The 25,099-nt window shown below is 73.3% G+C and carries 22 protein-coding genes; 9 read left to right on the forward strand and 13 right to left on the reverse strand.

The annotated features are described in order from the left end of the window. The first annotated feature begins 156 nt into the window (after window positions 1–156). The 8 genes from NAEX_RS38845 (at window position 157) to NAEX_RS38880 (ending at window position 10,713) form a co-directional block, all read left to right on the forward strand. Window positions 157–3,132 carry a tetratricopeptide repeat protein gene (locus tag NAEX_RS38845; RefSeq protein ID WP_096332513.1) on the forward strand — a complete coding sequence of 992 codons (2,976 nt, stop codon included), beginning with the start codon at window positions 157–159 and terminating at the stop codon, window positions 3,130–3,132. 278 nt (window positions 3,133–3,410) lie between these two features. Continuing rightward, window positions 3,411–4,019 carry a hypothetical protein gene (locus NAEX_RS38850; RefSeq protein ID WP_096332514.1) on the forward strand — a complete coding sequence of 203 codons (609 nt, stop codon included), beginning with the start codon at window positions 3,411–3,413 and terminating at the stop codon, window positions 4,017–4,019. A gap of 146 nt (window positions 4,020–4,165) precedes the next feature. Then, complete coding sequence (locus tag NAEX_RS38855; protein WP_096332515.1) at window positions 4,166–5,779, forward strand: anthranilate synthase component I family protein; 1,614 nt, start codon at window positions 4,166–4,168, stop codon at window positions 5,777–5,779. Between the two features lie 59 nt (window positions 5,780–5,838). Further along, window positions 5,839–6,477 (forward strand): anthranilate synthase component II, encoded by a 639-nt coding sequence (locus NAEX_RS38860; protein WP_211302619.1) that lies wholly within the window; start codon window positions 5,839–5,841, stop codon window positions 6,475–6,477. Next, on the forward strand, window positions 6,474–7,541 hold the full coding sequence (trpD, locus tag NAEX_RS38865; RefSeq protein WP_096332516.1) for an anthranilate phosphoribosyltransferase: 1,068 nt from the start codon (window positions 6,474–6,476) through the stop codon (window positions 7,539–7,541). Before NAEX_RS38860 ends, trpD begins: the two co-directional genes overlap by 4 nt. 9 nt (window positions 7,542–7,550) lie before the next feature. Next, window positions 7,551–8,357, forward strand: coding sequence for an indole-3-glycerol phosphate synthase TrpC (locus tag NAEX_RS38870; protein WP_096332517.1), 807 nt, complete (start codon window positions 7,551–7,553; stop codon window positions 8,355–8,357). Window positions 8,358–8,487: 130 nt separating this feature from the next. After that, window positions 8,488–9,147 carry a phosphoribosylanthranilate isomerase gene (locus NAEX_RS38875; RefSeq protein ID WP_170136379.1) on the forward strand — a complete coding sequence of 220 codons (660 nt, stop codon included), beginning with the start codon at window positions 8,488–8,490 and terminating at the stop codon, window positions 9,145–9,147. A 318-nt stretch (window positions 9,148–9,465) separates the two neighbouring features. Then, window positions 9,466–10,713 (forward strand): Mur ligase family protein, encoded by a 1,248-nt coding sequence (locus NAEX_RS38880; RefSeq protein ID WP_096332519.1) that lies wholly within the window; start codon window positions 9,466–9,468, stop codon window positions 10,711–10,713. A gap of 156 nt (window positions 10,714–10,869) precedes the next feature. Here NAEX_RS38880 and NAEX_RS38885 read toward each other — a convergent pair whose 3' ends face one another. From NAEX_RS38885 to NAEX_RS38935, 11 genes are all read right to left on the reverse strand, one after another. Beyond that, complete coding sequence (locus NAEX_RS38885; RefSeq protein WP_096332520.1) at window positions 10,870–11,472, reverse strand: hypothetical protein; 603 nt, start codon at window positions 11,470–11,472, stop codon at window positions 10,870–10,872. Window positions 11,473–11,540: 68 nt separating this feature from the next. Further along, window positions 11,541–12,041: a hypothetical protein gene (locus NAEX_RS38890; RefSeq protein ID WP_096332521.1), complete on the reverse strand. Its 501-nt coding sequence runs from the start codon at window positions 12,039–12,041 to the stop codon at window positions 11,541–11,543. A 414-nt stretch (window positions 12,042–12,455) separates the two neighbouring features. Then, the gene (locus NAEX_RS38895) at window positions 12,456–13,805 is read right to left on the reverse strand and encodes a hypothetical protein (protein ID WP_096332522.1); all 1,350 of its coding nucleotides are present in this window, start codon (window positions 13,803–13,805) and stop codon (window positions 12,456–12,458) included. Between the two features lie 311 nt (window positions 13,806–14,116). Then, window positions 14,117–15,982, reverse strand: coding sequence for a translational GTPase TypA (gene typA / locus NAEX_RS38900; protein WP_096332523.1), 1,866 nt, complete (start codon window positions 15,980–15,982; stop codon window positions 14,117–14,119). A gap of 102 nt (window positions 15,983–16,084) precedes the next feature. Further along, window positions 16,085–16,420 carry a hypothetical protein gene (locus tag NAEX_RS38905; RefSeq protein ID WP_143141002.1) on the reverse strand — a complete coding sequence of 112 codons (336 nt, stop codon included), beginning with the start codon at window positions 16,418–16,420 and terminating at the stop codon, window positions 16,085–16,087. A 1,022-nt stretch (window positions 16,421–17,442) separates the two neighbouring features. Beyond that, window positions 17,443–17,856: a hypothetical protein gene (locus tag NAEX_RS38910; protein ID WP_096332525.1), complete on the reverse strand. Its 414-nt coding sequence runs from the start codon at window positions 17,854–17,856 to the stop codon at window positions 17,443–17,445. A gap of 59 nt (window positions 17,857–17,915) precedes the next feature. Beyond that, window positions 17,916–18,467, reverse strand: a complete 552-nt coding sequence (locus tag NAEX_RS38915) for a hypothetical protein (protein ID WP_096332526.1) — start codon at window positions 18,465–18,467, stop codon at window positions 17,916–17,918. Window positions 18,468–18,662: 195 nt separating this feature from the next. Next, entirely contained in the window at window positions 18,663–19,283 is a 621-nt protein-coding gene (locus tag NAEX_RS38920; RefSeq protein ID WP_096332527.1) for an SAM-dependent methyltransferase, read from the reverse strand. A 100-nt stretch (window positions 19,284–19,383) separates the two neighbouring features. Beyond that, window positions 19,384–20,055, reverse strand: a complete 672-nt coding sequence (gene rplC, locus NAEX_RS38925) for a 50S ribosomal protein L3 (protein WP_096332528.1) — start codon at window positions 20,053–20,055, stop codon at window positions 19,384–19,386. A gap of 166 nt (window positions 20,056–20,221) precedes the next feature. Then, entirely contained in the window at window positions 20,222–21,034 is an 813-nt protein-coding gene (locus NAEX_RS38930) for a TatD family hydrolase (protein WP_096332529.1), read from the reverse strand. Window positions 21,035–21,036: 2 nt separating this feature from the next. After that, the gene (locus NAEX_RS38935; protein WP_096332530.1) at window positions 21,037–21,699 is read right to left on the reverse strand and encodes a class I SAM-dependent methyltransferase; all 663 of its coding nucleotides are present in this window, start codon (window positions 21,697–21,699) and stop codon (window positions 21,037–21,039) included. A gap of 88 nt (window positions 21,700–21,787) precedes the next feature. Here NAEX_RS38935 and NAEX_RS38940 point away from each other — a divergent pair, with 88 nt between their 5' ends. Beyond that, window positions 21,788–22,591 (forward strand): YIP1 family protein, encoded by an 804-nt coding sequence (locus tag NAEX_RS38940; protein WP_096332531.1) that lies wholly within the window; start codon window positions 21,788–21,790, stop codon window positions 22,589–22,591. Window positions 22,592–22,949: 358 nt separating this feature from the next. On the opposite strand, the gene NAEX_RS38945 is transcribed toward NAEX_RS38940, so the two are convergent. Continuing rightward, entirely contained in the window at window positions 22,950–23,648 is a 699-nt protein-coding gene (locus tag NAEX_RS38945; protein ID WP_096332532.1) for a hypothetical protein, read from the reverse strand. A 242-nt stretch (window positions 23,649–23,890) separates the two neighbouring features. Further along, window positions 23,891–24,988 carry an OmpA family protein gene (locus NAEX_RS38950; protein WP_096332533.1) on the reverse strand — a complete coding sequence of 366 codons (1,098 nt, stop codon included), beginning with the start codon at window positions 24,986–24,988 and terminating at the stop codon, window positions 23,891–23,893. Window positions 24,989–25,099 lie beyond the last annotated feature (111 nt).

Below are 25,099 nucleotides of genomic sequence, written 5' to 3' on the forward strand. Positions count from 1 at the left end.
CTCGGGTCCGACGAGGCGGCACACGTCGCCGCGGGCCCGGACGGCGAATGTCGTTTCGCGTCCCGCCCGCGGCGGCGCTGCGGCCGCTCCCCTGCAAACAGGGGCGCCGCGCGCCTCCAGGCCCACAACGCCGCCGGGCCTTGATACCATGCAGGCGTGGGCGAGGCGGCGACGGTGGGCGAGGGGCCTTTCGCGGACGGCTCGCCGAGCGCGCGCAGCACCGCCGGGGGCCTGTCCGACCTCGATCAGTCGCGCATGACCGGCGTCGAGACCCTGGTCGAGTCGCCGTCGATCGACGAGGTCCAGGCGCTCAAGTTCGAGCGCGGGGCGGCGATCGAGCGCTACACGGTGCTCGACCGCATCGGCGCGGGGGCGATGGGCGTGGTCTACACCGCCTACGACCCGCGGCTCGACCGGCGCGTGGCGCTCAAGATCATGCACGCCCGCCCGGGCCACCGCGCCGACGAGATCGTCGGCCGGCTGCTGCGCGAGGCCCAGGCGCTGGCCCGGCTGCAGCACCCCAACGTGGTCGCGATCTACGACGCCAACCGGATCGGCGAGCTGGTGTACCTGACGATGGAGCTGGTCGACGGGCAGAACCTGTCGCGCTGGCTCAAGGACGGCAAGCGGACGCCCCAAGAGATCCTCGACACCTTCGTCGCCGCCGGCCGCGGGCTGGCGGCCGCGCACAAGGCCGGGATCGTCCACCGCGACTTCAAGCCCGACAACGTGCTGGTCGGCCGCGACGGCCGCGTGCGCGTGGTCGACTTCGGCATCGCCCGCGGCGCCGACGGGCCCGAGTTCAAGGCTGTCCCTCGGGACATGTCCGAAAACATCTCGACGCCGCCGATCGCGTCGGCGTCGGCCAGCCTGTCGCCGTTCGCCACCACCGACAAGGGCAACGACCCGGCGCCGCTGGCCGACACCGACCCGGCGGCGGCCCGGCTGCAGGCGGCCGCGCTGGCCTCGCAGGCGCCGCCGACGGGGCTCGACTCGGCGATCGCGGGGCTGTCGTCGATGCGGCTGACGCGGACCGGCGCGCTGGTCGGGACGCCGGCCTACATGGCGCCGGAGCAGCACATGGGGGCGCGGGTCGACGCGCGCGCCGACCAGTTCGCGTTCGCGGTCGCGCTGTTCGAGGCGCTGTTCAAGGCCCACCCGTTCCCGGCCAAGAACTACCTGCAGCTGACGACCAGCGTGCTCGGCGGCAAGATCGACGCCACGCCGGTGCGCACGTCGGTGCCGCTGCACGTGCGGCGGGCGATCCTCCGCGCGCTGTCGGTCGAGCCGAGCCAGCGGTTCGAGTCGATGGACGCGATGCTGGCCGCGCTGGCGCCGGCGGACCGGCGAAGGCGCACGATCTTCGGGGCGCTGGCGGTCGCGGGCGTGGCGGCGACGGTGACCGGCGGGATCGTGTGGGCGCAGGTCAAGCCGCCCGGGTGCGAGAGCGCCGACCGCCACCTCGTCGGGTTGTGGGACGAGGCGACCCGAGAGAAGACGCGGCAGGCGTTCCTCGAGACCGGGCAGCCCTACGCGGCGCGCGCGGCCGAGACGGCGACCGCCGCCCTCGACGAGTACGCGGCGACGTGGGTGGCGATGCGCCGCGAGGTCTGCGAGGCGTCGCGGGTCCACCACGAGCAGGCGCCGCTGCTGCTCGACCGCCGCATGGCCTGCCTCGACCGCCACCTCGATCAGCTGCAGGCGACCGCGGCGTTGTTCTCCGAGGCCGACCGCGAGGTGGTGCAGCGGGCCGCGGCCGCGGTCGAGGGGCTGTCGGACCTGAAGGAGTGCGCCGACGCCGAGCGGCTGATGCACGCGAACGGGCGCTCGCTGGCCTCGCGCGAGGAGGTGGCGCGGCTGGAGGGCATCTTGGCCCATGCGGTGGCCAAGCGACACGCGGCCAAGTACGCGGCGGCGCAGGGGCTGGCCGAGCGCGCGCTGCAGGAGGGGCGGGCGATCGGGGCGGCCGCCATCGAGGCGCGGGCGCTGATCACCCTCGGCCAGATCGCGGCCGACCAGGGCCGCTCCGAGGAGGCGGTCGCGCTGCACACGCGCGCGATCGCGGCGGCGGAGGCCGGCGCGGTCGACCCGGCGCGCGGGCAGGCGATGGCCGAGCTCGGGCTCGTGCTCGGCGCGCTGCAGCAGCGCCACGCCGAGGGCGAGCGGATGCTGCAGCTCGCGGCGGCGGCCGACCTGCGCGTCGGGGCAGGTCCGATCGAACAGGCGCGAAGGAACATCTCGCTCGGCATCGTCCAGGGCGAGCGCGGCGACTACGAGGTGGGGCGGCAGACGCTGCTGGCCGCGGTCGAGGTGCTGCGGGCGACGCCGGCGTCGTCGCGGCTGCTGCTGATCCAGGCCTTCAACGCGCTCGGGTCGCTCGAGGACCGCAGCGGGCGCGACGAGGCGGCCCGCAAGTACTACGGCGACGCGCTGGCGCTCGCCGAGGACCGGCTCGGCCCCGACCACCCCGACGTGGCGGCGATCCTCAACAACATCGGCGTGCTCGAGATGAGCGCGGGCCGGACGGACGCGGCGATGGCGTCGCTCGAGCGGGCGCTCGACATCCGCGTGCGCACGCTCGGGCCCGACCACCCCGAGATCGCGTCGACGCGGATGAACCTCGGCAACGTGCTGCTGTCCGCCGGCGACCTCGCGCGCGCGAGCGGCTACTTCGAGGCGGCGGCGGCGGTGCTGCGGCGGACCGCGGGGTTCGAGGCGCGGCTGGTCGACGCGCTCTACAACCTCGCCAACAGCCACCACCTGCAGCACGACTACGCGCGCGCGGTGCCGATCTACGAGGAGGCGCTGGCCCGCGGCCAGGCCCTGTTCGGCCCCGACGACCCCGAGGTGGCGTACCCGCTGCACGGCCTCGGCGTGGCCCTCGTCGAGCTCGGGCGCCTCGACGAGGCCCGGCCGCTGCTCGAGCGGGCGCTGGCGATCCGCACCCGCAAGGACGTGCAGCCGGTCGACCTCGGCGAGCTGCGGTTCGCGCTCGCCCGCGCGGTCGCGCCGCGCGACCGTCCGCGTGCGCTGACGTTGGCGTCGGAGGCGCGGGCCGACTACGCCGGCGAGCACGCCGACGAGGACGTCTCGAAGGTCGACGCCTGGCTGCTGGCCCACGTCGATCGCTGACGGCCGGCCGCCCGGGGGCGTCCGCGCGGCGAGATCGGAAGATGTTCATCAGGACATGTTTGTTCGAACATGCTCGATAGAACACCTCATGTCGGCGCAATTGCGCGCGGCGGTGCGAGCGATCCTGCGCCGGCGCGCCGACGCGCGCCCGACGGGGCGTGTTTGTAGGTACGCGCGTGATCCATTTCCCGGTCGGGATACGCTCATCCGCCGGGGGATCCGGGCCACCTTACGCCCGGGCGATAGACAGCATGCCGACACCGAAGATGAGGCGAGATGTGGTCCTGAAGACGGGGGTCGCGGCGGGGCCGGTGGCCAACCTCGACATCGACCTGAACGCGTCGTTCACGACCGAGCTGACCGGGACGACGATCACCTGGGAGGACGACAGCTCGAGCGATCCCGAGGAGAAGACCGAGTTCAAGATGTCCTTCCTCAACGTCGGCGGCGCGAACGTCGGCGCCCTCACCGTCAAGCTGGTCGGCAACCCGTGCCCCGACGTGGCGGCGACGGTGACCAAGACGGCCCGCCAGACCACCGACCCGACGGCCACCTCCGGCAGCGTGGCCCTGCTCGACCCAGCCGACGACACCTACGAGCGGGTGTGGCGGCAGGCGGTCAGCAACTCGCGGGTCCAGGTGCTCGACAACGTGGCCAAGGTCGACATCCGCGTGAAGGCCGAGGCCGGCTACACCGTGAACCAGGCCGTCGGCAGCGCGACCGACAACACCTTGATCGTCAATTACAGCTTCGTCGACGCCACCGGGACGGCGGTGGTGTCGGGCAGCGTCCGCTTCGACACCGTGGCCACGGCGGCCGCGGGATACACGCTCGGCAACATCCGGATCGTCGACACCGACTCCGGGGCGAGCATCCGGCGCCGCTAGCGTCGGCGCGGGCGGACCCGGCGGCTGCGCGATCGGACAGGCGCCGGGGCGCGGCCGCGCCGTGCCGGGGCGCGGACGCGTGTCCTACCTCGGAGCTCGATCTACGCCGTCGATCGCGTCGGCCGACGCGGTGTATCCTTGGCGGCATGATCGCGGGCCCGCCCTTGATTGAGCCGGCGTCGCCGCGGCTGGTGCCGGTGTGGCGCGAGCTGCTTTGCGACGGCATCACCCCCGTCGAGGTCTACGCCCGCTTGCGGGCCTACGCGCGCGGCGGCGGCTCCGGGCCGCCCGACCTGCCCGGCGTCAGCTTCCTGCTCGAGAGCGCGGGCGGGGCCGGCGAGCGGTGGGCTCGCTACAGCGTGGTCGGCGTCGGCGCGCGGGCCCACGTGCGCGGGGTGTGGAACGGCTACGACCTCGACGTGACGATCACCCCGGGGCCGGGCTTCTCGCTGCCGCCCGGGGTCGAGGCGAAGAGCCGCGGGCTGTCCGGCATCGCCGCGCTGCAGCGGGCCTACGAGAGCCCGCCGCGGCCCGACTTGCCGCGCTTCTGGGGCGGCCTGGTCGGGGTGTGGGGCCACGACGCGGCCCGCGTGTTCGACCCGATCCCGGCCGTACCTGGCCTTTCGGTCATGTCGAGCGATCTGCCGGCGGTCGAGCTGGTGGCGAGCGACACGCTGGTGGTGTTCGACAACTTCTCCAACACTGTCCGCGTGCTGGCGACCGCGTGCGCCGAGAGCGAGGGCGGGCCGGAGGCGGCGGAGGCGGCCGCGCGGGCCCGCGTCGAGGCGGTGGCGCGGGCGCTGCACGGGCCGGCGGTGCTGGGCCCGCGGCGGGTGCCGGAGGTCGCGCCGCCGGCGACCGAGGTCGCGCCGCCGTGGTCGCGCGAGAAGTACCGCGCCTCGGTGGCGGCCGCGCGCGAGCACATCATGGCCGGCGACATCTTCCAGGTCGTGCTGTCGCAGCGGTTCGTCAGCCGGCGCGACGGGGTCGATCTGCTCGACGTCTACCGCATGCTGCGGGTCGGCAACCCGGCGCCCTACATGTACCTGTTCGACCTGCCGGCGGCGGCGCTGACGGGGGCCTCGCCGGAGGTGCTGGTCCGCTGCGACCGCGACGCGCTGGCGCCGGCGGTGACGGGGGCCGCGAGCAGCGAGGTCGCCCCGCAGTCGGGCCTGCGCGTGACCGTGCGGCCGATCGCGGGCACCCGCCCGCGCGGGCGCGACGCGGTCGAGGACGAGGCGCTGGCCAGCGAGCTGCTGGCCGATCCGAAGGAGCGCGCCGAGCACCTCATGCTGGTCGACCTCGGCCGCAACGACCTCGGCCGCGTCAGCGTGGCCGGCAGCGTGCGGGTGTCGGAGTCGTTCTCGATCGAGCGCTACAGCCGGGTGATGCACATCGTCAGCGAGGTGCAGGGCGAGCTGCGGCCGGAGCTGACGGCGCTCGACGCCCTGCGCGCGACGTTCCCGGCCGGCACGCTGAGCGGGGCGCCGAAGATCCGCGCGCTGCAGATCATCGACGCGCTCGAGCCGGCGCCGCGCGGCTGGTACGGCGGCGCCGTCGGCTACCTCGGCTACGACGGCGGGGCCGACTTCGCCATCTGCATCCGCTCGCTGGTCGCGGTCGGCGAGGAATTCCGGGTCCAGGCCGGCGCGGGGGTCGTGTTCGACTCGTCGCCCGAGGGCGAGGACAACGAGTGCCACGCCAAGGCGAGCGCGGTGCTGCGCGCGATCGCGGCGGCGGCCGAAGGAGGTGCAGCGTGAGCGCGAACGACAACCACGCGACCGTCGACGCGGCCCCGCCGCTGCCGGGCGGCCAGCGCCTGCGGCCCGCCGGCGCGGCCCGCCCCGGCTGCCGCGTGCTGGTGATCGACAACTACGACTCGTTCACCTTCAACCTCGTGCAGTACCTGCTGCAGCTCGGCGCGGTGGTCGACGTCCACCGCAACGACGCGGTCAAGCTCGAGCAGGTGCTGGCCGACGCGCCGAGCCACATCGTCCTGTCCCCGGGGCCAGGCACGCCGGCCGAGAGCGGGGTGTGCCAGGATCTGTGCCGCCGGCTGGCGGAGGCCGACGCGCCGGCGATCCCGGTGCTCGGGGTGTGCCTCGGCCACCAGACGCTGTGCGAGGTGCTGGGCGCGCGGGTCGAGCGTGCCGGGCGGATCATGCACGGCAAGCTGTCGCCGATGGTGCACGACGCCACCGGCGTGTTCGCCGGGCTGCCGTCGCCGTTCATGGCCACGCGCTACCACAGCCTGGTCGCGGTCGAGAGCACGCTGCCGGCCTGCCTGATCCCGAACGCGCGCACCGACGCCGGCGAGCTGATGGGCGTGCGCCACGCGACGCGGCCGCTGCACGGGGTCCAGTTCCACCCGGAGTCGGTGCTCAGCGAGCACGGCCACGCGATGCTGCGCACCTTCCTCGAAATGCATGGCTCATCGGACATGGCGGTGAAGACATGACCGAAGGGGCCGGCGACGGGGCGCTGCGGCGCGGGCTGGCCCGCCTGGTCCGCGGCGAGGCGATCGAGGAGGGCGAGGCGCTGGCGCTTTTCCGCGAGATCGTGGCCGGCGCGGCCGACCCGGCGCAGATCGGCGGGCTCTTGGTCGGCCTGGCGATCCGCGGCGAGACGGCGCCGGTGATCGCCGGGGCGGTGCGGGCGATGCGAGAGGCGGTGGTGCCGGTGCCGCTGCGCGAGCCGGGGGCGATCGACACCTGCGGGACCGGCGGCAGCGGGGTGGCCCGGCGCAACGTGTCGACGGCGGTGGCGATCGCGGCGGCCGCCTGCGGGGCGCGGGTCGCCAAGCACGGCAACCGCGGGATCTCGAGCCCGTGCGGCTCGGCCGACGTGCTGGCCGCGCTGGGCGTCGACATCACGGCGCCGCCCGAGCGCGTCGGCAAGTGCGTCGACGAGGTCGGCGTCGGCTTCATGTTCGCGCCGAACCTCCACCCGGCGATGCGCCACGCGGCCGGCCCGCGCAAGGCGCTCGGGCTGCGCACGCTCTTCAACCTGGTCGGGCCGATGTGCAACCCCGCGGGGGTGCGCCGGCAGGTCATCGGCGTGTTCGACCCCGCGAAGGTCGAGGCGATGGCGGCGGCGCTGGGCGCTCTCGGCAGCGAGCGCGTGTTCGTGGTCCACGGCTTCTTCGCCGGCGCGGACCGGCCCGGGATCGACGACCTCAGCCCCGAGGGCCCGAGCACGGTGGCCGAATGGCACCGCGGCGCGCTGCGCACGTACACGCTGCGCCCCGCCGACGCGGAGCTCCCGGAGGTGCCGATCGCGGCGATCGCCGGCGACGACGCGGCCGGCAACGCGAGCGCGCTGCGGGCCCTCTTGGCCGGGGAGCCGGGCGCCTACCACACAAGTGTGCAGTACAGCGGGGCGCTGGCCCTGCTGGCGGCCGGGGACGACGGGATCGAGACGCTGCCGGCCAAGGCGCGGGCGATCGGCGCGGCGCTCGACGACGGCCGGGCGGCGGCCGTGCTCGACCGGCTCGTCGCCGCCAGCCGCGCTGCGCTACCCTGAGGGCAGGACATGAGCGACAAAGGCAGCACGTACCTCGACAAGATCCTGGCCGCCAAGCGGGCCGAGCTCGCCGCCCCCCGGGCGACCCGCTCGGGAGCGCTGACCGACCGCGAGCTGCTCGAGCTCGGCGCCCGCCTGCCGCGCCCGCGCGACTTCATCGGCGCGCTGCGCGAGGGCCCGCGCCCGGGGATCATCGCCGAGTTCAAGCGCGCCTCGCCGAGCGCCGGCGCGCTGCGCGAGGGCGCCGACGCGCGCCAGATCGCCATGCTCTACGCGGCCGGCGGCGCGACCTGCATGAGCGTGCTGTGCGACAAGCACTTCCAGGGCTCGCTCGACGACCTCCGGACGGTGCGCCAGAGCGTGGCGCTGCCGCTGCTGGCCAAGGACTTCATCCTCGAGAAGACCCAGATCGTCGAGGCCAAGCGGGTCGGGGCCGACTGCGTGCTGCTGATCGTGGCCGCCCTGCCGGCGCCGCAGCTGCGCAACCTGATCGAGTTCTCCCACTCGCTCGAGATGCAGGTGCTGTGCGAGACCCGCGACGAGGCGGAGATCGATCGCGCGATGGCGGCCGGCGCCAAGCTGATCGGGGTCAACTCGCGCGACCTGCAGACGTTCGAGCTCGACCCCGACCGCGCCGCCAAGCTGCGCAAGTACGTGCCCAAGAGCTTTACGTACGTGGCCGAGAGCGGGGTCCGCAGCATCGACGACGCGCTCCGCCTGCGCGACTCGGGCGCCGACGCGCTGCTGATCGGCAGCTACTTCATGACGGCCGAGCACCCCGGCGAGGCGCTGCGCGAGCTGGTGATGGCGCTGTGAGGCGGCCGGCTCCCCGACCGGGTGCGCCGGGGCACGGCGAGCGCGCGACCGGCAGCGCCGCGGTCGTGCGGCGGCTGGCTTCGGGGGCATGTCCCGGCGGACAGGACGCGAGAGACAGGTCGGTGCGGACATGTCCGTGAAGCTCAAGGTGTGCGGGGTGACCCGCCCGGAGGACCTGGCGGCCTGCGTCGAGCTGGGGGTCGACGCGGTCGGGATCAACCTGTGGGCCGGCTCGCGCCGCGGGCTGTCGCTGGCCGAGGCCGAGGCGCTGCTGCGCGCGGTCGACCCGCCGCGCTCGCTCGAGCGCGTGGGCGTGTTCGTCGAGCCCTCCGCCGAGGAGGTCCGCCGCGCGGCCGAGACGCTGGCGCTCGACCTCGTGCAGATCGTCGGGGCGCAGGAAGTGACCGGCTACGGGCTGCCGTACCTGTGGGTGGTCCGCGGGACGCCGGCGCTGGCCGAGCTGCTGCCGCCGGCGCCCCGACCGGCCCGCGCGCTGCTCGACGCGGCGGTGCCCGGCTACGGCGGCGCAGGCCAGACGACCGACTGGAGCTGGGCGGCGGCGGCGGTGCGGCAGCTCGCGGGGCTCGAGGTGTGGCTGGCCGGCGGGATCACGCCGGCCAACGCGGCGGCGGCGATCGGGCAGGTGCGCCCGGCCGGGCTCGACGTCGCCAGCGGGACGGAGCTGCCGGGGGCGCGGCGCGGGGAGAAGGATCGCGCGGCGATCGCGGCGCTGCTGGTGGCCTGCCGCGGCGAGCGGGCTGGTCGAGCAGGTTCGGAGGGCATGTCTTAAAGGGCATGTCTGGACGGGCATGCTTTGAAGGGCATGTTTGAAAGGGCATGTTCTCAGAGCCGTGAGAGAGCCCGCCGCGAGCTCGCTCGGGTGAGCGGTGCGAGGTGAGCACCGCGAGGCGCGCGTGAGCGAGGACCGCGGTCCGCGGGCGAGCGAGGGCGAGAGCCGGCCCACTGCGCAAACGTCGGCCGCTCCAAACAGGGAGGGGGAAGCGTCCCCGGGCATGTGTTCGTGAGAGCCAGCCTCCGGTGCGCGCGCGGGCGCGACCGGGGTCTCGCGCGCGAGACGGTCGCCGGCGGCTCGGGCTATGCTCGGCCGGTGACGAGCTTCTCGCGGCCGGTCGCGGCGGCGGCTCCGTGGGCGGAGTCGATGTTCTCGTTCGGGGTCACCGGCACCAACGGCAAGACCTCGACCACGTGGATGATCGCGGCGGCGGTGCGGGCGGCCGGGCTGCCGGTGCTGCGGGTGTCGACGCTCGGGGTCGCGTTCGACGACGAGGCGTGGCCGCGCGGCAAGCGGTTCGGCGACTTCGTCGCCACGCTGGCGCGGGCGCACGAGCGGGGGGCGCGGCACGCGGTGATCGAGACGACCAGCCACGCGCTGGCGCAGGGCTACGCGCGCAGCTGGCGGTTCGACCTCGGGGTGTTCACCAACCTGTCGGTCGATCACTTCGGCACGCACGGGAGCTGGGAGCACTACCTGGCGGCCAAGGCCCAGCTCTTCATGCACCTGGGCCCCGGGCGCGTGGCGGTGCTCAACGCGGCCGACAAGCACGCGCTGTTCGTCGACCAGGCGATCCCCGCCGACGTCGAGCGGCGGTGGTTCGCGGCGCCGGGTCGCGGGCCGCGGCTGCGCGCGGCGGATCTCGAGGCCGAGGCGATCGAGGTGACGGCGACGGGGACGCGCGTGACGCTGCGTCCGTCGCCGGCCGCGGCCGCGCTCGGCGGGGCGCTTCTTTCTAAGATGGTCGGCGAGGTGTTCGCCGAGAACGCGCTGGCGGCCGCGCTCGCGGGGCTGGCGGCGGGGCTCCCGGGCGAGGCGGTGGCGCGCGGGATCGCCGGGTGCCCGATCGTGCCGGGGCGCTTCGAGGTGCTGGCCCACGGCGCGGGCCGGCCGACGATCGCCGTCGACTACGCGCACTCGCCCGACGCGCTGGCACACACGTGTGCGACGGCGCGGCGGCTCGCGGGGGCGCAGGGGCGGGTGCTCGTGGTGTTCGGCGCCGGCGGCAACTCGACGCCGGAGAAGCGCGCGCCGATGGGCGCGGCCGTCGGGGCCCTGGCCGACATGGCGCTGGTGACGAGCGACAACCCGCGGGACGAGGCGCCAGAGGCGATCGCGGCCGCGGTGGTGGAGGGGCTGCGAGGCGGGCGCGCGACGTGGTCGATCGAGCTCGACCGCGGGCGGGCGATCGCGGCGGCGATCGCCGCCGCGGCGTCCGGTGACGTGGTGGTGATCGCCGGCAAGGGGCACGAGGAAGGACAGACGGCGCGCGGGCAGACGCTGCCGTTCTGCGACGTCGCCGAGGTGCGCCGGCTCGTCGGCGGCGATTCGCGCCCCGGGTGAGTGGGCGCCGGCGAGAAGCGGGCAGAGGCGGGCGCTGCGGCGGCGCGGCGGTGGCGATTCAAGCCAGGGGCGAGCAGGGCGCGAACAGAGGCGGGCACATGCCCCTTCAGGCATGCTCGATAAAGCATGCTCCGTGGGGCATGTCCATTCAGTCATTCAGCAGTCGGCCTCGTCGGAGCCGTCGAGGCAGTCCTCGGCCATGTCGCACTTCCAGGTCGCCGGGATCTCGGTGCCGTTGGTGCAGGTGAAGGCCTCGAGGCCGCAGCCGGTGACCTCGTCGGACTCGTCGATGCAGTCGGGGACCTCGTCGCAGGCCCAGGTGCTCGGGATCTCCTTCTTGTCGCCGCTGCAGGTGAAGGCCTCGAGGCCGCAGCCGGTGACCTCGTCGGAGCCGTCCGGGCAGTCGGGGTTCTCGTCGCAGACCCACGCCGGGTCCTCGATCGCGGTGCCGTCGCTGCAGACGAAGCCCTCGCCGGTGGTGCCGGCGGTGGCGTCGGTGGTGCCGCTGGTGCTGGTCGGCGCGTCCGTGGTCGTCGGCACGCTGGTGCCGGGGTCGGTCTCGGTGGTGTCGGCCGTATCGCCGCCCGTGCCGGTGGTGGTCGTGTCGTCGGTGGTACCGCCCGTGCTCGACGTCGTGGTCGTCTCGGGGCCGATGTTGGTATCGCTGAGGCCGTCGAGGTTGATCGTGCAGCCGGCTGTGGCGAGGCCCTGGCTCATGAGGGCGGCGACGGACAAGAATCTGGCGAGGTCGATGTTCATCGTGCCGCCGAATGTGCCATGGGCGCGGCGCGCAGGGGCGCGCGCGGTCCATGTCCGGCACGCGCGGTTCAGGTCGGCGCGAGGCGGACGGTGACCTCTGCGCTCGGGTCGAACGGCGAACCCTTGACGTCGGCGATGCATTTGACGACGAGCCGCACTCGCGGGTCACGCGTGGCGGCGTTCGGGTCGGGGAAGCCGTTGCGCGCGAGGATGCCGGCGAGGTCGACCTCGCTCACCATCCACGGCTGGGTGATGACCTGCCCCGGCTTGAGGTCGCAAGGCATCTTGAGGCAGCTGTCCGAGTAGCTGACGTTCGGCTCGGGATCCTTCTCGGCGCGGACGAGGTTGGGCGAGTCGACCTCGTCCTTCTTGATGTACAGCCACACCTCGTACTTGGTCGCCAGCAAGGTACACTCCTGCTGCGCCGTGATCACCATCGTGCCCTTGAGCACCGAGTCGGTGACCGGAAAGGTGGCGGTCTCCGCCGGTTGACGCTCGATGACGGTGATGGCGACGCTCGCCATGTTCTTGCCGCCGAGGAACTGCTTGGCCTTGTCGAAGAATCCCATGGCGACGAGAGGTAGCACGTCCGCGCGGCATCGGACGGCTCCGCGCAGCCGCCGGGAGCACGCATGGCGAGGCTCGGCGCGGACCGGGCGGCGGTGGCAGTGATGACAAAGAAGGCTGCCGACAATTGCTCGCAACAGTGGCGCGCCCACCTCGACCGACACGCGTGACTTCAGCCGAGGCTGACGCGGATCGGCGGGGTGAAGGCCGGCGGGCGATCGCTGACGGCGGCGCCGTGGACGGCGGCCTGATAACGATCGCCGAACATCGTATAGGGGGTCGTGGCCGGTGGGGTGCTGGCTCGTCGAGGCGGCGCAGGAGCTCGGGCGGGATCTCGAGGTCGAGCGCGCCGAGGTTGTCCTCGAGCTGGCCAGCTCCGTGGAGCCGTGGCGAGGGCGCGAGGCGGATCGGTGATTTCAGCGGCCGCGGGCGGGGCCGGGGCGGAACGAGTCGACGAAGCGGCGCAGTTCGTCGGCGAGCTCGCGGGCGCGAGCGGAGGGGGCTTCGCCGACGACGACGCAAGTCGCGTCGCCGACGGCGACGACGCGGACGAGGCCGTGGGCCGTGCCGGTGGTGAGCGTGCCCTCGAGGCCGGCGGCGCCCTCGACCTCGATCGCGCGCACGGCCTGAAGATGCATCGTGTCGGCGATCCCACGCACTTCGTCGGCAGGGGTACGGCCGGGGATCGGCTTCGCTCGCGCGCTGCAGGTGACGAGCCGCGAGGCGTCGCCGGGCTGCTTGAGCGCGAGCATGCGGGTGGTCATCGCGACGCCGTCGGCGGTGGTGAAGTTCTGCCGCTGCGCGTTGGGCCGCCGGGGAAACACGGCGGAGAAGCCGGCGTCCGGAAAAGCCCAGCGGACCTGCGCGCCCTCGCGTCCGACCTCGACCGGCTGGAGGGCGCCGGCCGCGACCGCGGCGAGCACGGCCTCCTGCTGCTCGGCGTGCTCGCGGAGCGCTTCGGCGAGCGCGTCGACGCGGGCGTGCGGCTCGCGATCGGGGGCGAAGGCGGTGCGCAGGGCGGCGAGATCGGCGGCGGCGACGTCGACGGCGGCGAGGCGATCGGCGAGGTCGAGGATCCGGTCGCGCTCCTCGGGCAAAAACCACGGGGCGACCACGTCGGCGATCGGGACGAAGGTGGCGACTGCGACGGCGGGATCGATGGTGTCCGGCAGCGAGAGCGAGCTGGCGAGGACGTCGTGGACGCTGCGCGCGAGGTAGAACCGCGCCTCCACGAAGGTGGAGCGGCGGGTGTCGTCGGCCGCGAGCCGATCGATGCGCACGGCGGACAGTTTAAAGAAGGCCGCGGCGACGGCGAGGTACTCGCGCCCGTGGTCGCCGCCGGCGAGCGCCCGGCCGGCGTAGAGCTGGAGGATGTCGGCGACGGCGAGGTGAAGCGCGGTGAGCTCGTCGTGACCGTGGGTGCGCTGCGCGGCCGCATCGACGCCGTCGAGGGCGACGAGTCGCCGCAGCCACGCGCCGTCGGGTCCGTCGAGCCGCGGGAGCAGCCCGGGACGCTCGCGCTCGAGGCGGACGAAGACGTCGCGGACCTTTTGGTAGTCCTCCGGGGACCAGGAGACGTCGCCGGCGGGGAGGTCGTAGGTGCGCCGCAGCTCGCTCGCTGGTCCGGCGGGGGGCGCCTCGGGGCCGGTCGGGGCGGTGGTCTCGCCGCCTCGCCGACACGCTGCGAGCAGGACGAGGAGGAGCGCCAGGCCTCGAACCGCGGCGAGAGAGCGAAGGCGCGGAACGAGGGACGGCGAGGCGAACATCTCGTGAGGACGATACAACGGCGCGCACAGAGGCGCACGCCTTCCCGCGCGGCATGGGGCGCGTGGATCTGTCGTGAGGGGTTGCGTCTGCTCGCGTGAATGATGGACTGCTCGCGGGACGAGGTCGCGGCGGTCGGCAAGGTCCGTGTTTGTCGCTCGCGCGGAGCACGACGGCGCGCGACGAGGACGGGGCGGTCCGCGAAGCGCAGCGTCGGTTCCCATGCGGGGATCGTCGCTCGCAGGCCAAGAAAAAGCGCGACCCTCGGGGAGGGTCGCGCCAGGGTCGCGAATCTTCGCGGAGCGAGGTTCGCTCAGCCGGCTGCCGCCTTGGCTTCGCGCTTGCGGCGGTTGTGGTCGAGGTCGCGCTTGCGCAGGCGCAGGCTCTTCGGGGTGACCTCGAGCAGCTCGTCGTCCTCGATGTAAGCGAGCGCCTGCTCGAGGCTGCGCTCGAGCGGGGGCGTCAGGAAGATCTTCTCGTCGGCGCCGGCGCTGCGGATGTTGGTGAACTTCTTGGCGATGCACGGATTGACGACGAGGTCGTTCTCGCGGCTGTGCTCGCCGAGGATCTGGCCGGCGTAGACCTGGACGTGCTCGCCGATGAAGAGCACGCCGCGGTCCTGCAGGCGACCGAGGGAGTAGGCGAAGGTCTCGCCGGGCTCCATGACGATGAGGACGCCGCGCGGGCGGGTCTTCCGCGGGCCGAGGTACGGGCCGTAGCCGGCGAAGGTGGCGGCCATGATGCCGGTGCCGCGGGTGTCGGTGAGCATCTCGCTGCGGTAGCCGATCAGGCTGCGCGTGGGGGTGCGCAGCTCGAGACGGGTGCGGCCGGGGCCGGCGCTGTCCATGGCCCGCAGCTCGCCGCCGCGCTGGCTCAGCTTCTCGATGACGGCGCCCGAGTACTCCTGATCGCACTGGATGATCAGGTTCTCGTACGGCTCCTCCAGCTCGTCGTTCTCGTTGCGGCGGAGGATGACCTTGGGCCGCGAGACGCACAGCTCGTAGCCCTCGCGCCGCATGGTCTCGATGAGGACGCCGAGGTGGAGCTCGCCGCGACCGGCGACCTCGAACTCTTCGGCGCTCTCGCCGGGGCTGACGCGCAGGGCGACGTTCGACCGCACCTCGCGCTCGAGCCGCTCGGCGAGCTTGCGCGAGGTGACCCACTTGCCCTCGCGCCCGGCGAACGGGCCGTCGTTGACGCGGAAGCGCATGGTCATGGTCGGCGGGTCGACGTCGAGCCGCGGGAACACGTGACGCGTGGCCGGATCCTCGGTGGTCAGCGTGTCGCCGACCTGCAAGGTCTCCATGCCGGCGACGGCGACCAGGTCGCCGGCCTCGGCGTACTCGCGCTCGTAGCGACGCAAACCCTGGAAGCCGAGCAGGCGACGGACGCGGAACACCTCGGCGACGGTCGGCGGCCCGGCAGTCTCGCCGTGGGCGGGCCGCGGCGGGTGACGGAGCTGGGCAAGACGATCGCCGATGGCGATCCGACCGCTGCGGATCCGGCCGATGGCGACGAAGCCGAGGAACGGATCATAGTCGAGGGTGGAGACCCACAAGGCGGCGCCGCCCTCGTGCACCACCGGCGGCGGGGCGTACTGGACGATGAAGTCGAGGATCCGCGACATCGGACCCTTCTCGTCGTCGGGGTCGCTCATCGCGTAGCGCTCGCGGGCGCTGCAGAAAATGACCGGGAAGTCGAGCTGCTCCTCGCTGGCGCCGATGCCGGCGAGCAAATCGAAGGTGGCGTCGACGGTCTTGTGCGGCTCGGCGCCGGGACGATCGATCTTGTTGACGACGAGCAGGATCTTGAGCCCGAGCGCGACGGCCTTCTCGGTGACGAACCGCGTCTGCGGCATCGGCCCCTCGAAGGCGTCGACGACGACGAGCACGGCGTCGACCATGTTGAGCACGCGCTCGACCTCGCCGCCGAAGTCGGCGTGTCCGGGCGTGTCGACCAGGTTGATCCGCACGTCGCCGTAGGTGACGCTGGTCGGCTTGCTGGTGATGGTGATGCCGCGCTCTTTCTCGAGATCGCCGCTGTCCATCGCGCGCTCGAGCTGACCTTCTCCGCGGTCGAGCGCGCCTGCTGAAGTGAGTAGAGCGTCGACCAGCGTGGTCTTGCCGTGGTCGACGTGGGCGATGATCGCGAGGTTACGAATCTGCTGCGTGGCGGCCATAGACGCCGTTTTGGGCGGCGGCGGGAAGTAAACCCGGCGGCGCGGCGCTGGCAAGTCGCGCCGATGTGAGCGGCACGGGCTTATTCGCGGGCGACAGCACGGTCACAGGAGTGAATCGGGGGCGAATACGGGTCGGTTCGGTCGCCGCGCGGCCACGAATGCGGCCCTGCGCCGGCGATCGGCGTCGATCTGGGCCTGCATGACGGCCCACAGGTGCGGCTCGGCCGGGGCGGAAGCAAGGCAATCGCGGGGATCGCGCTTGGGGACCGGGGCGGGCAGATCCGGGCCGTTCGGCTCGGGCGGCTCCGGCGGCTCGGGCGGCCGGCGCTCCGGCTCCGGCTCCGGCCGCGGCGCGACGTCCGGCAGCCCGGGGTCGTCCGGAGACGGCAATTCACGGACCGGCGTGGGGGTGATCCGCAGTCGGCGACGGCGTTGCATGGGATCGGATCTGTACTGAACACCCAATCAGTGTCCAGCGATCACCGAGGCTGCCCTGAACTCTTGATCAGAGGGAGATAAACCAAATCGCGCGGCGCAAAACTGCGCGGACGGCCAGATAGGCCGCTCTAGCGGCCCGAGGGCCGATTTGCTGCCGGGGCGGAGACGCGCGCAAAACGGCGGCGAGAGCGGGGCGCGGCAGCGCGCCGGGCTGGCCTTCGGGACAGGGAGATCGCTTCGCGGGGCGAAGTCGGCGCCCCATTTCGTGGACCCGACCGAGGGGCGAGCGCATGCGAGCGGGAGCGCTCCGGGGCGAAACCGCGCGGGCGGCAGGACGTCGCAGAAGGAGCAAGGCGCGCGATATCGCTCCTTCGGCGCGGGAATGTCATGCCGGGGCGGCACTTGCTTCCCGCCCGTCCTGGTCTCCGCACCGCGGGTCGCGGCGCCGGTTGGAACTCCTCGAGCTCGAAGAGGACGCCGAGGTGGTGGTCGGAGCGGTCGTCGGCGTCCCAGTTGGTCCAGCCAATCCACTCCTGACCACCGTCGACGGTGTACTCGGCACGCCACGAGAGGACCTGCTTGTCCTCGCCGAAGCGTTCGCTCTCGTCCTTGGCGTGGCCGGTTCCGTACATGGCGGTGACGCGGTAGGTGCTGGAGGCTTCGCTCGCGAACTCGACCGAGTAGGTCGCGCCGGACTCGAGGGTCCGGCTCTCGGCGAACTCGAGGCGGATCCACTCGACGACGTTGGTGCGGCCTCGCAGGCGTCGCAGCCGCCGCAGATGTCGCAGCTGTCGCAGTCGCCGCAGTCGTTGCAGTCGAAGTTCTGGTCGTTGTACGGCGCCGAGACTGACCGGGATCGAGGGCGAAGCACACGAGGTCGTCGCCGCAGCCGGTCCGCAGGCACACGTGCAACGGGTCGTCGCCCTCGACCCGCCAGGGCCGCACCCACAGGGCCCGGGCGACGCGCGTGGGGCCGTCGACGACGATCCGCTCGCGCGCGCCGAGGTCGCCGGAGATCGACTTCACGGTGCCCTGGATCGAGTCGACCACGGGGCGCCCGCGAGGTTGCCCTGGCCCTTGACGACGCCGTCGTCGTAGTGGAGCTCGAACAGCGGGATGTAGCGGGCGCGTCGCGACCAGCCGGTGTTCTCGCGGCAGATCAGGGTGGCGAAGTCGTCGTCGAAGAACGGGCTCTTGGGGCTGCCGTAGGTGAGGTTGTGCAGGTCGTTGATCGAGACCTCGTTGCCGGGCTCGCCGAGCTGGACGTAGACGATGTGGTAGAGCTGGTCGACGTCGAGCCACGCGGGCTCGGCGAACTCGACCAGCGGGAACTCGGGCTGTTCGATCCTGTGCTCGAGCACGGCCGTCTGCGCCAGCACGCTGTCGGCGGGGAAGTGGTCGTCGGTGCCGTCGTCGGCGCGCAGCTCGACGCGCACGTCGCCGCCGTCGTCGATCGAGTAGCCGACGTTGCCGCGCTGGTGATCGAAGCGATTGTTCAGCGCACGGCCGTGACGTAGCCCGACTTCTCGGCGCGCAGGCGGTGCGCGGCCATGGTGGCGAAGCGGGTATTTCCGGGGCCGCGGCCGCTGGCGGCGACGCCGTGGAAGCGGCCGCCGTAGGGCAGGTTCTCGTCGAATCCGGCCTCGCGGCCGGTCGTGCCGGTGGCGGTGTCGGGGTCGTCACCGGTGGTCGTGGTCGTGGTGCCGGTGGTCGTGGTGGTGGTCGGATCCACGGCGGCGGTGGTGCCGGGCGGACGGGTCGTCGGCGCGTCGGTGACGGCGCCTACGGTCGCGCCTGCGGTGGTCTCGGCGGCGGTCGTGGTGGTGGCGTCGGTGTCGGCGGGATCGCCGTTTCCGCAGGCCACCAGCGCGAGCGCGACGAGCGGGAGGCTACGGACGAGGGGACGAATCGGGACGTGCATGCCCGCAGGCGAGAGGTTCGAACGGGGCATCTCGACGTTCGCGGTGGGCGGGGCGAACTGACGGAGGCAGTCGTCGGTCGGACCCACCTCGCGCTCGTTCGAGGTCGACGAGCGACAGCGATGCACGCAGCGGAGTTCGTGGGGCGGCGCGATCGTCCGGACATGTCTCGCAGGACATGCGGCGAGCGGCGCCCTGCGGGCGTCGTGCACGCCGCCGCGGCGGCGACCGCCGATCGGCCCGCGGGGCGTCGAGGCAGGTCGTGCGTGGCGCGTTCGGGGCGCGACTGCAGGTCGCGAGGGCGACCGCCGGCGCTCGTGCGCTCAGGGCCGGCGCACCGTGGCGCTGGCCTTGAGGCCGCGGCCGACGAGGTACTGCTCGGTGCTGGTGGAGCGCGAGTTCTTGGCGTGGTAGGGGCGGGCTTCCTGGAAGCTGGCGCGGAAGCGCTTGAGCAGCTCGCCGAAGCCGCCGCCCTGGAACACCTTGGCGACGCAGTGGCCGCCCGGCCGGAGGACCATGCAGGCGATGTCGAGGGCGCGCTCGGCCAGGCCCTCGCTGCGGACGACGTCGGTGTGGCGGTCGCCGGTGGTGTGCGGGGCCATGTCGCTGAGGACGACGTCGAAGGGCGGAAGGTCGGGTCCGGGGGTCCACTCGAACACGTCGGCGACGCGGTGCTCGACGTGGGCGGGGAAGCTGAGCACGACCGGCTTGAGGTCGAGGCCGAGGACGTAGCCGGTCTCGGTCACGCGGTCGCCGGCGTACTGGATCCACGAGCCCGGCCAGCAGCCGAGGTCGAGCACCCGCGCGCCCTGGCGCAGGATGTGGAACCGCTTGTCGATCTCCTCGAGCTTGTAGACCGCGCGCGCGGCGTAGTTCTCCTGCTTGGCGCGCTGGTAGGCGGCGTCGTGGCGGTGGGCCTTGTCGCTGAGGCGGTGGCGGGTCATGACGTGCGGCGGCTTAAGCAGCCGAGCCGGCGCGTGGCCGGCTCGAGCGGTGTGGCTCAAAGGGCATGTCCCGAAGGACAGGGCCTTCGGAACAGGGCCTTCAGGGCTTGTTGTTGCCGGCCTTGATGGCGGGCTTGATGGCGGCGCGGATGGTCACGAAGCCGTTGTTGGCGCCGGGGACCGGGCCGCGCACGAGGATCAGGCCGCGCTCGGCGTCGATCTTGACGATCTCGAGGTTCTGCAGGGTGACGCGCTCGTGGCCCATGTGGCCGGTCATGCGCTTGCCGCGGTGGACGCGGCCGGGGGTCTTGCGGCAGCCGATCGAGCCGCCGTGGCGGAAGAACTCGTGCTGGCCGTGGCTGTTCTTCTCGCCCTCCATGTTGTGGCGCTTGATGACGCCCTGGTAGCCCTTGCCCTTGGAGGTGCCGGTGACGTCGACGCGGGCGCCCTCCTTGAACAGGTCGGCGCCGAGCTGGCTGCCGACCGGGTGGGCGGCGAGCGCCGCGGCGGGGACGCGGAACTCCTTGTGGACGTAGAAGGTGCCGACCTTGGCGGCCTCGGCGGCGCCCTTCTCGGGCTTGCTGGCGCGCGAGGCCTTCTTCTCGGCGAAGCCGACCTGCAGGGCCGTGTACGTGTCGCGCTCGGCGGTGCGGTGGGCGGTGACGGTGTTGCCGGCGACGTGCAGGACGGTGACGGGGACGCGGTCACCCTCGTCCTTGAACACCTGCGTCATTCCAAGCTTTTTGGCGATGAGACCGATCTGGAAATTCATGGGGCTCCGGAGCTCAGGCCCGAAGGGCCGTGAGGTGTTGCGGCGCGGCTTCCTTCACGTTGGAATCAGCGAAGAGCGAGGCGCCGCAGGGACGGGGAAGGTGCCCGCGATCGCGCCGGGCGTCAACCTGCGGGCGCGCCGGGGCGCGGACGGCGGTGGATTTGCCTCACGCGCTCGCGGGGGCCGGCAGGCGGAAGAAGGTTCGGGCGTTGGCGCCGGCCTGCACGGCCAGGGCGGCCGGATCCTCGCGGCGGACGCCGGCGAGGTGCGCGCAGGTGAAGGCGACGTTGGCCGGCTCGTTCTTGCGGCCGCGCACGGGTACCGGGGCGAGGTAGGGGGCGTCGGTCTCGAGCAGGAGGCGGTCGGCGGGGCACAGCCGGGCCGCGTCGCGCAGGCCCTCGGCCTGGGGGAAGGTGGCGATGCCCGAGAAGGACAGGAGGTAGCCGCGCGCGAGCCACTGCTCGGCCTCGGCGGGGGTGCCGGTGAAGCAGTGGACGACGCCGCGGCGCGGCAGCGGCGGGGCGTCGTCGAGGATGGCGAGGGCGTCGGCGTGGGCGTCGCGGATGTGCAGGACCAGCGGCTTGTCGAGGTCGCGGGCGATCTCGCGGTGGGCGGCCAAAGCGCGTTTTTGCGCGTCGGGCGGGCTGCGGTTGTAGTGGTAGTCGAGGCCGGTCTCGCCGACGGCGACGACCTTGGCGCCGCGGGCGAGGGCGGCGATCTCGGCCAGGGCGGCCTCGTCGGCCTCGCTGGCGTCGTGCGGGTGGATGCCGACGGCGGCGAACAGGTGGGCGTGCGGGGCGACCAGCGCGACGGCCCGCGGGGCGCTCGCGCGCGAGCAGCCGACGTGGATCATCTGCTCGACGCCGGCGTCGGCGGCCCGCTGCAGGGTGGCGGCGAGGTCGTCGATCATCGGCGCGTAGTCGAGGTGGCAGTGGGTGTCGACGAGGCCGGGAAAGCGGGGCGGGCGCGGCGCGGGCATGGTCAGCGGTTCATGGCGAAGATGAGGAAGTACTGGTGCGGGAGGAAGTCCTCCTCGCGCTCGAGGGCGAAGCCGGCCTGCTGCAGCTCGCCGACGATGGCGTCGCGCGAGAGCCTGTACTTCGGGTCAGGTGCGAACTTCTCCGGCGGCTGGGCGTCGGGCCGGAAGTCGACGATCGCGAGGTAACCGCCGGGCTTGAGCGCGTCGTGGACTTTCTTGAAGTAGCGCACGCGGTCGCGCAGATAGGCGTAGGTGTTGGCGACGAACACGAGGTCGACGGCCTTCTCGGGCAGCGCCGGGTCGTCGTAGAAGGCGAGGTGCGGCTGGATGTTGGGGGTGCCCCAGCTCTCGCGCTGCGACTCGATGTGGGCCCGGAACTCGTCGTCGATGTCGACGGCGTAGACGGTGCCGGTCGGGACCTGCTGGGCCAGCCGGCGCGAGAAGTAGCCGGAGCCGGCGCCGATGTCGGCGATCACGGCGCCCTTGTCGGGGATCGGGAGGGCGCGGACGATCCGGTCGGGCATCTCCCACGACTCGCGCTCCTCGCTCTCCATGGTGGCGATCGCCGCCTTGGGGTCGTCGTAGTCCATGTCGGCGACGACCTCGCGCTTGCGACACCCGACGGCAGCGACCACGAGCACGGCGGCGAGGAGGGGGCGATGCATGTCCGTCAGCTTACGCGTGAGCCCGGGCCCGCGGGAAGTGCCCGCGCCCCGTTCGAGGCCGGCCCGAGTCGGCTACACTCCGCGGCCGATGGCTGAGCCCGGAACAGCGAGCGCGGCGCGCGTCCGCCAGGAAGCGAAGGGTCGCGAGCTGCTCGCCGACTCGGGCGCGCTGTGGAGCGCGCTGCCGGTGGAGTGGCCGCGCGAGGCCGAAGGCGGGTCGGCCGCGGCGCTGCCCGGCTGGGGCTGGCGGGTGCGTCGCTCGCTGGCGGCGCTGCTGCTGCGGCCGCGGCGGAGCTTTCAACACGTCCATGAACCGGTCGACCACGGCGCGGCGCTGCGGCTGCTGCTGACCGTGCGGCTGCCGCTGTGGGCGGCGCTGCTGGTGACGCTGGGCGTTACAGGCCCGACAGCCGCGGTCCAGGAGGGGATCCCGCTGTTCGACGCGCGCCTGGTCGAGGCGCTGTCGCTGTGGCTGCTGCTGATGGCCCCGGTCGGGGTGCCGCTGCTGTACGCCGGCCTGGGGATCGCCACCCACGTGGCCCTGGCGCTGACCGGCGGGGCGCCGCGCTCGATCGCGGCGACGATGCGGGCCGTCGGCTACGCCCTGGCGCCCGCGCTGCTGGGGGTCGCGGCGCTCGACCTGCCGCTGTTCCTCGGACAGCTGACGCTGCCGGTCTACCTCGGCGGGCTGGGGGCGCTGACCCTGCTGACGTTCGTGGTCGCCGGCAACGCGCTCACCGGGACGCACCAGGTCCCGCCGATCCGCGGGTTCGTGGTCGCGCTGGTGCCAGCCGCGATGTTCGCCGCGACGCAGGCGCTCCGCGCCGTGCTCGCGCTCGGCGAGCTGCCCGGCTACGCGCCGCCGCCGGGGCTGCCGTACCTGGTGCCTTGAGCGCTGGCTTCCGGGGCATGTCGGAGAGGACATGCGGCGAGGAACATGGTTTGAAGGCCATGGTCTGGAGGACATGGCCTCGGGGCAATGTCTTTCGGCGGGCCGCAGCTCGGGCCGGGAGCCGGAAAGCGGCGGGCGGCGTCGGCGCGGAGCCGCGCGCGAGCGCCGGTCGTCTCGCCGGCGCAGCCAGGCCGGCGACGCTGGCCCTGGCGCAGGGACGGGGCGCTCGGCCCGGCCGAGCCGGAGCGGCATGAGGTGAAACACGACATGTCGCCGGGGACATGGTCCTGGCGACATGTCTGGAGGGGCAGCGCTACGGCTGGCCCTGGCGACATGTCTGGAGGGGCAGCGCCAGCGCTCAGCCGGCCTTGGGGGCGGCGGCGTCGCCGGGGACGCCGAGGACCTCTTGAATGGCGGTGTTGAGGCCGGACAGGTCGGCCGGGGCGACGCCGGAGTACTTCACGGCGTTGCGGCCGTCGGCGAACATGACGGTGCGGCTCTTGGTGATGTTGTACCAGCCGTCGAAGGCGTCGTTCTTGCCGCCCTCGTCGGCCGGGACGACCAGCGGGATGGTGACGCCGAGCTCGGTGCGCAGGGCCTTGACCTTGGCCTCGAGGGCCGCGCGGTCGCCGGTGGGGGTGGTGGCCTTGCCGTCCTTGATGTCGGTGATGACGGCGAACGCCTTGAGCTTGTCCTCGCCGTACTTCTGGACCAGCGCGTCGAGGTTCTTGATGTCGTTCTTGAAGGCCTCGTCGTCGATGGTGCCGACGGCCATGATCTTCGGGCTGCCGCCGAACTTGCAGACCTGGCAGTACTTCTCGCCGCTGTCGCAGTTGACGATCTCGAACGGCTTGAACTTGCCGCCGACCCCGAGGCCGCTGTCGGCGAGGACGGGCTGCTCGGCGGGCTTGGCCGGGGCCGCCTCGACCGGCTTGTCGGCGGGGGCGGGCGCGGCCGGCTTGGCGGCCTCGGGGGCAGGGGCTGGCTTGGTGGTCTCGCCGCCGCAGGCTGCGGCGAGGAGCACGGCGAGGGCGAGGCTCGAGCGGGTCGTGAGCATGGATTCTTCCTCCGAGTGGCGGCCATTTTGTCCGGGCGAGCCGCGCGGCGCCAGCCGCTCGCAGGCAAATCGCCGCCTGGCGCCGCGCACGCGCGCGGGGGCGCAAAGCCTCGCCACGCGGCCGCGAGCGCACCGCGATTCGTGGGTCCTCGCGTCGCGGGCCGGGCGTGCAGAGGACGGCGCACGAGCCTCCATGGCGGCACCCGGCGGCTCCCCCGGGCGATCGCGGGGCGACCCGGGGCTCACGGACACAGCGGGCTCGACGGTTCGAGGCAGGCGAGGCCGGCGACGATCTCGACGCGATGGTTGGCGCGCCGACCCTCGTCGCTGTCGTTGTCGGCGATCGGCTGGTCGGCGCCGCGGCTGCGCACCTCGAGCGCGTGGTGGACGAAGCCGCGATCGATCAACACGGCGCGCGCCTTGTCGGCCATGTCGAGGCCGAGCTGACGCGCCTCGGCCGGGGGCATGCCGGCGGCGGTGTGGCCCTCGAGCACGAACACGCCGCGGGTGGAGAGGCGCTGGCCGAGCTGCTTGCGCCGCGCGTCGAGCTCGAGGAAGCCGTCGGGGTCGAGCTCGCGGGTGACGGGGTCGTAGCCGATGCGGACGACGAAGCGCCCGCAGTCGGCGACGAGCGCCTCGGGGCAGCCGTCGTCGTCCTGCTCGCCGTTGACGGTCTCGGGCTCGTCGCGGCAGTCGCGGCGGTGGATCCCGCGCTCGAGCTTGCCGTCGCAGTTGATCCACTCGCTGCCGGTCCAGCGCGCGGCGTCGAGGAGGCCGTCGCCGTCGTTGTCGCGATCGGGGCAACCGTCGTCGTCGGCGAAGCGGTCGTGATCCTCGGGGTCGTCGCGGCAACGATCGAGGGCATCGGCGACGCCGTCGGCGTCGAGATCGGGGGCGAAGGGCGGACAGACGCGCCGGAGCTGGACCCAGCTGCCGGCCCACAGATCGTCGGCAGGACCGCCCGGGACGCCGTGCACGACGAGCGCGACGCGAGCGGCGGGGCGGACCTCGGCGCGCACGCGCGCGAGCAGGTCGACGCCGAGCCGGCGCATCCGCGCGTGGACCTGCGCCGGGTCGGCGCCGGCGCGCGCGGCCGCGGCCATGTGGACGCCGAGCTCGACGCGCAGCCGGGGATCGGCGCGCAGGCGGGCGATCCATTCGTCGAGCTCGGCGAGGCCGTCGGGGTCGAGCTGGAGGGGGATGGCGGTCGCGGCGTAGGGAATGGTGGCGAGGATCGCCGCGCACTCCGAGACCGGGGGCGGCTGCGGCCGCTCGGGGACTTGCGGGCCGCTGCAGGCCAGGAAGGCGGCCAGCGAGGCAGTGGCGGAGGTGCGTCGCACGCTGGGGGATCAGGATAGCGCGAGGGCGACGGGCGAACCCGAGTTCTTCGCCCAGCGGCGCGTGGGTGGGCCTGCCGGGTTCGCCGGCGCCACGAGGGGCGGTGCGTCACG

This window comes from Nannocystis exedens, assembly GCF_002343915.1.
GTDB classification, from domain to species: domain Bacteria; phylum Myxococcota_A; class Polyangia; order Nannocystales; family Nannocystaceae; genus Nannocystis; species Nannocystis exedens.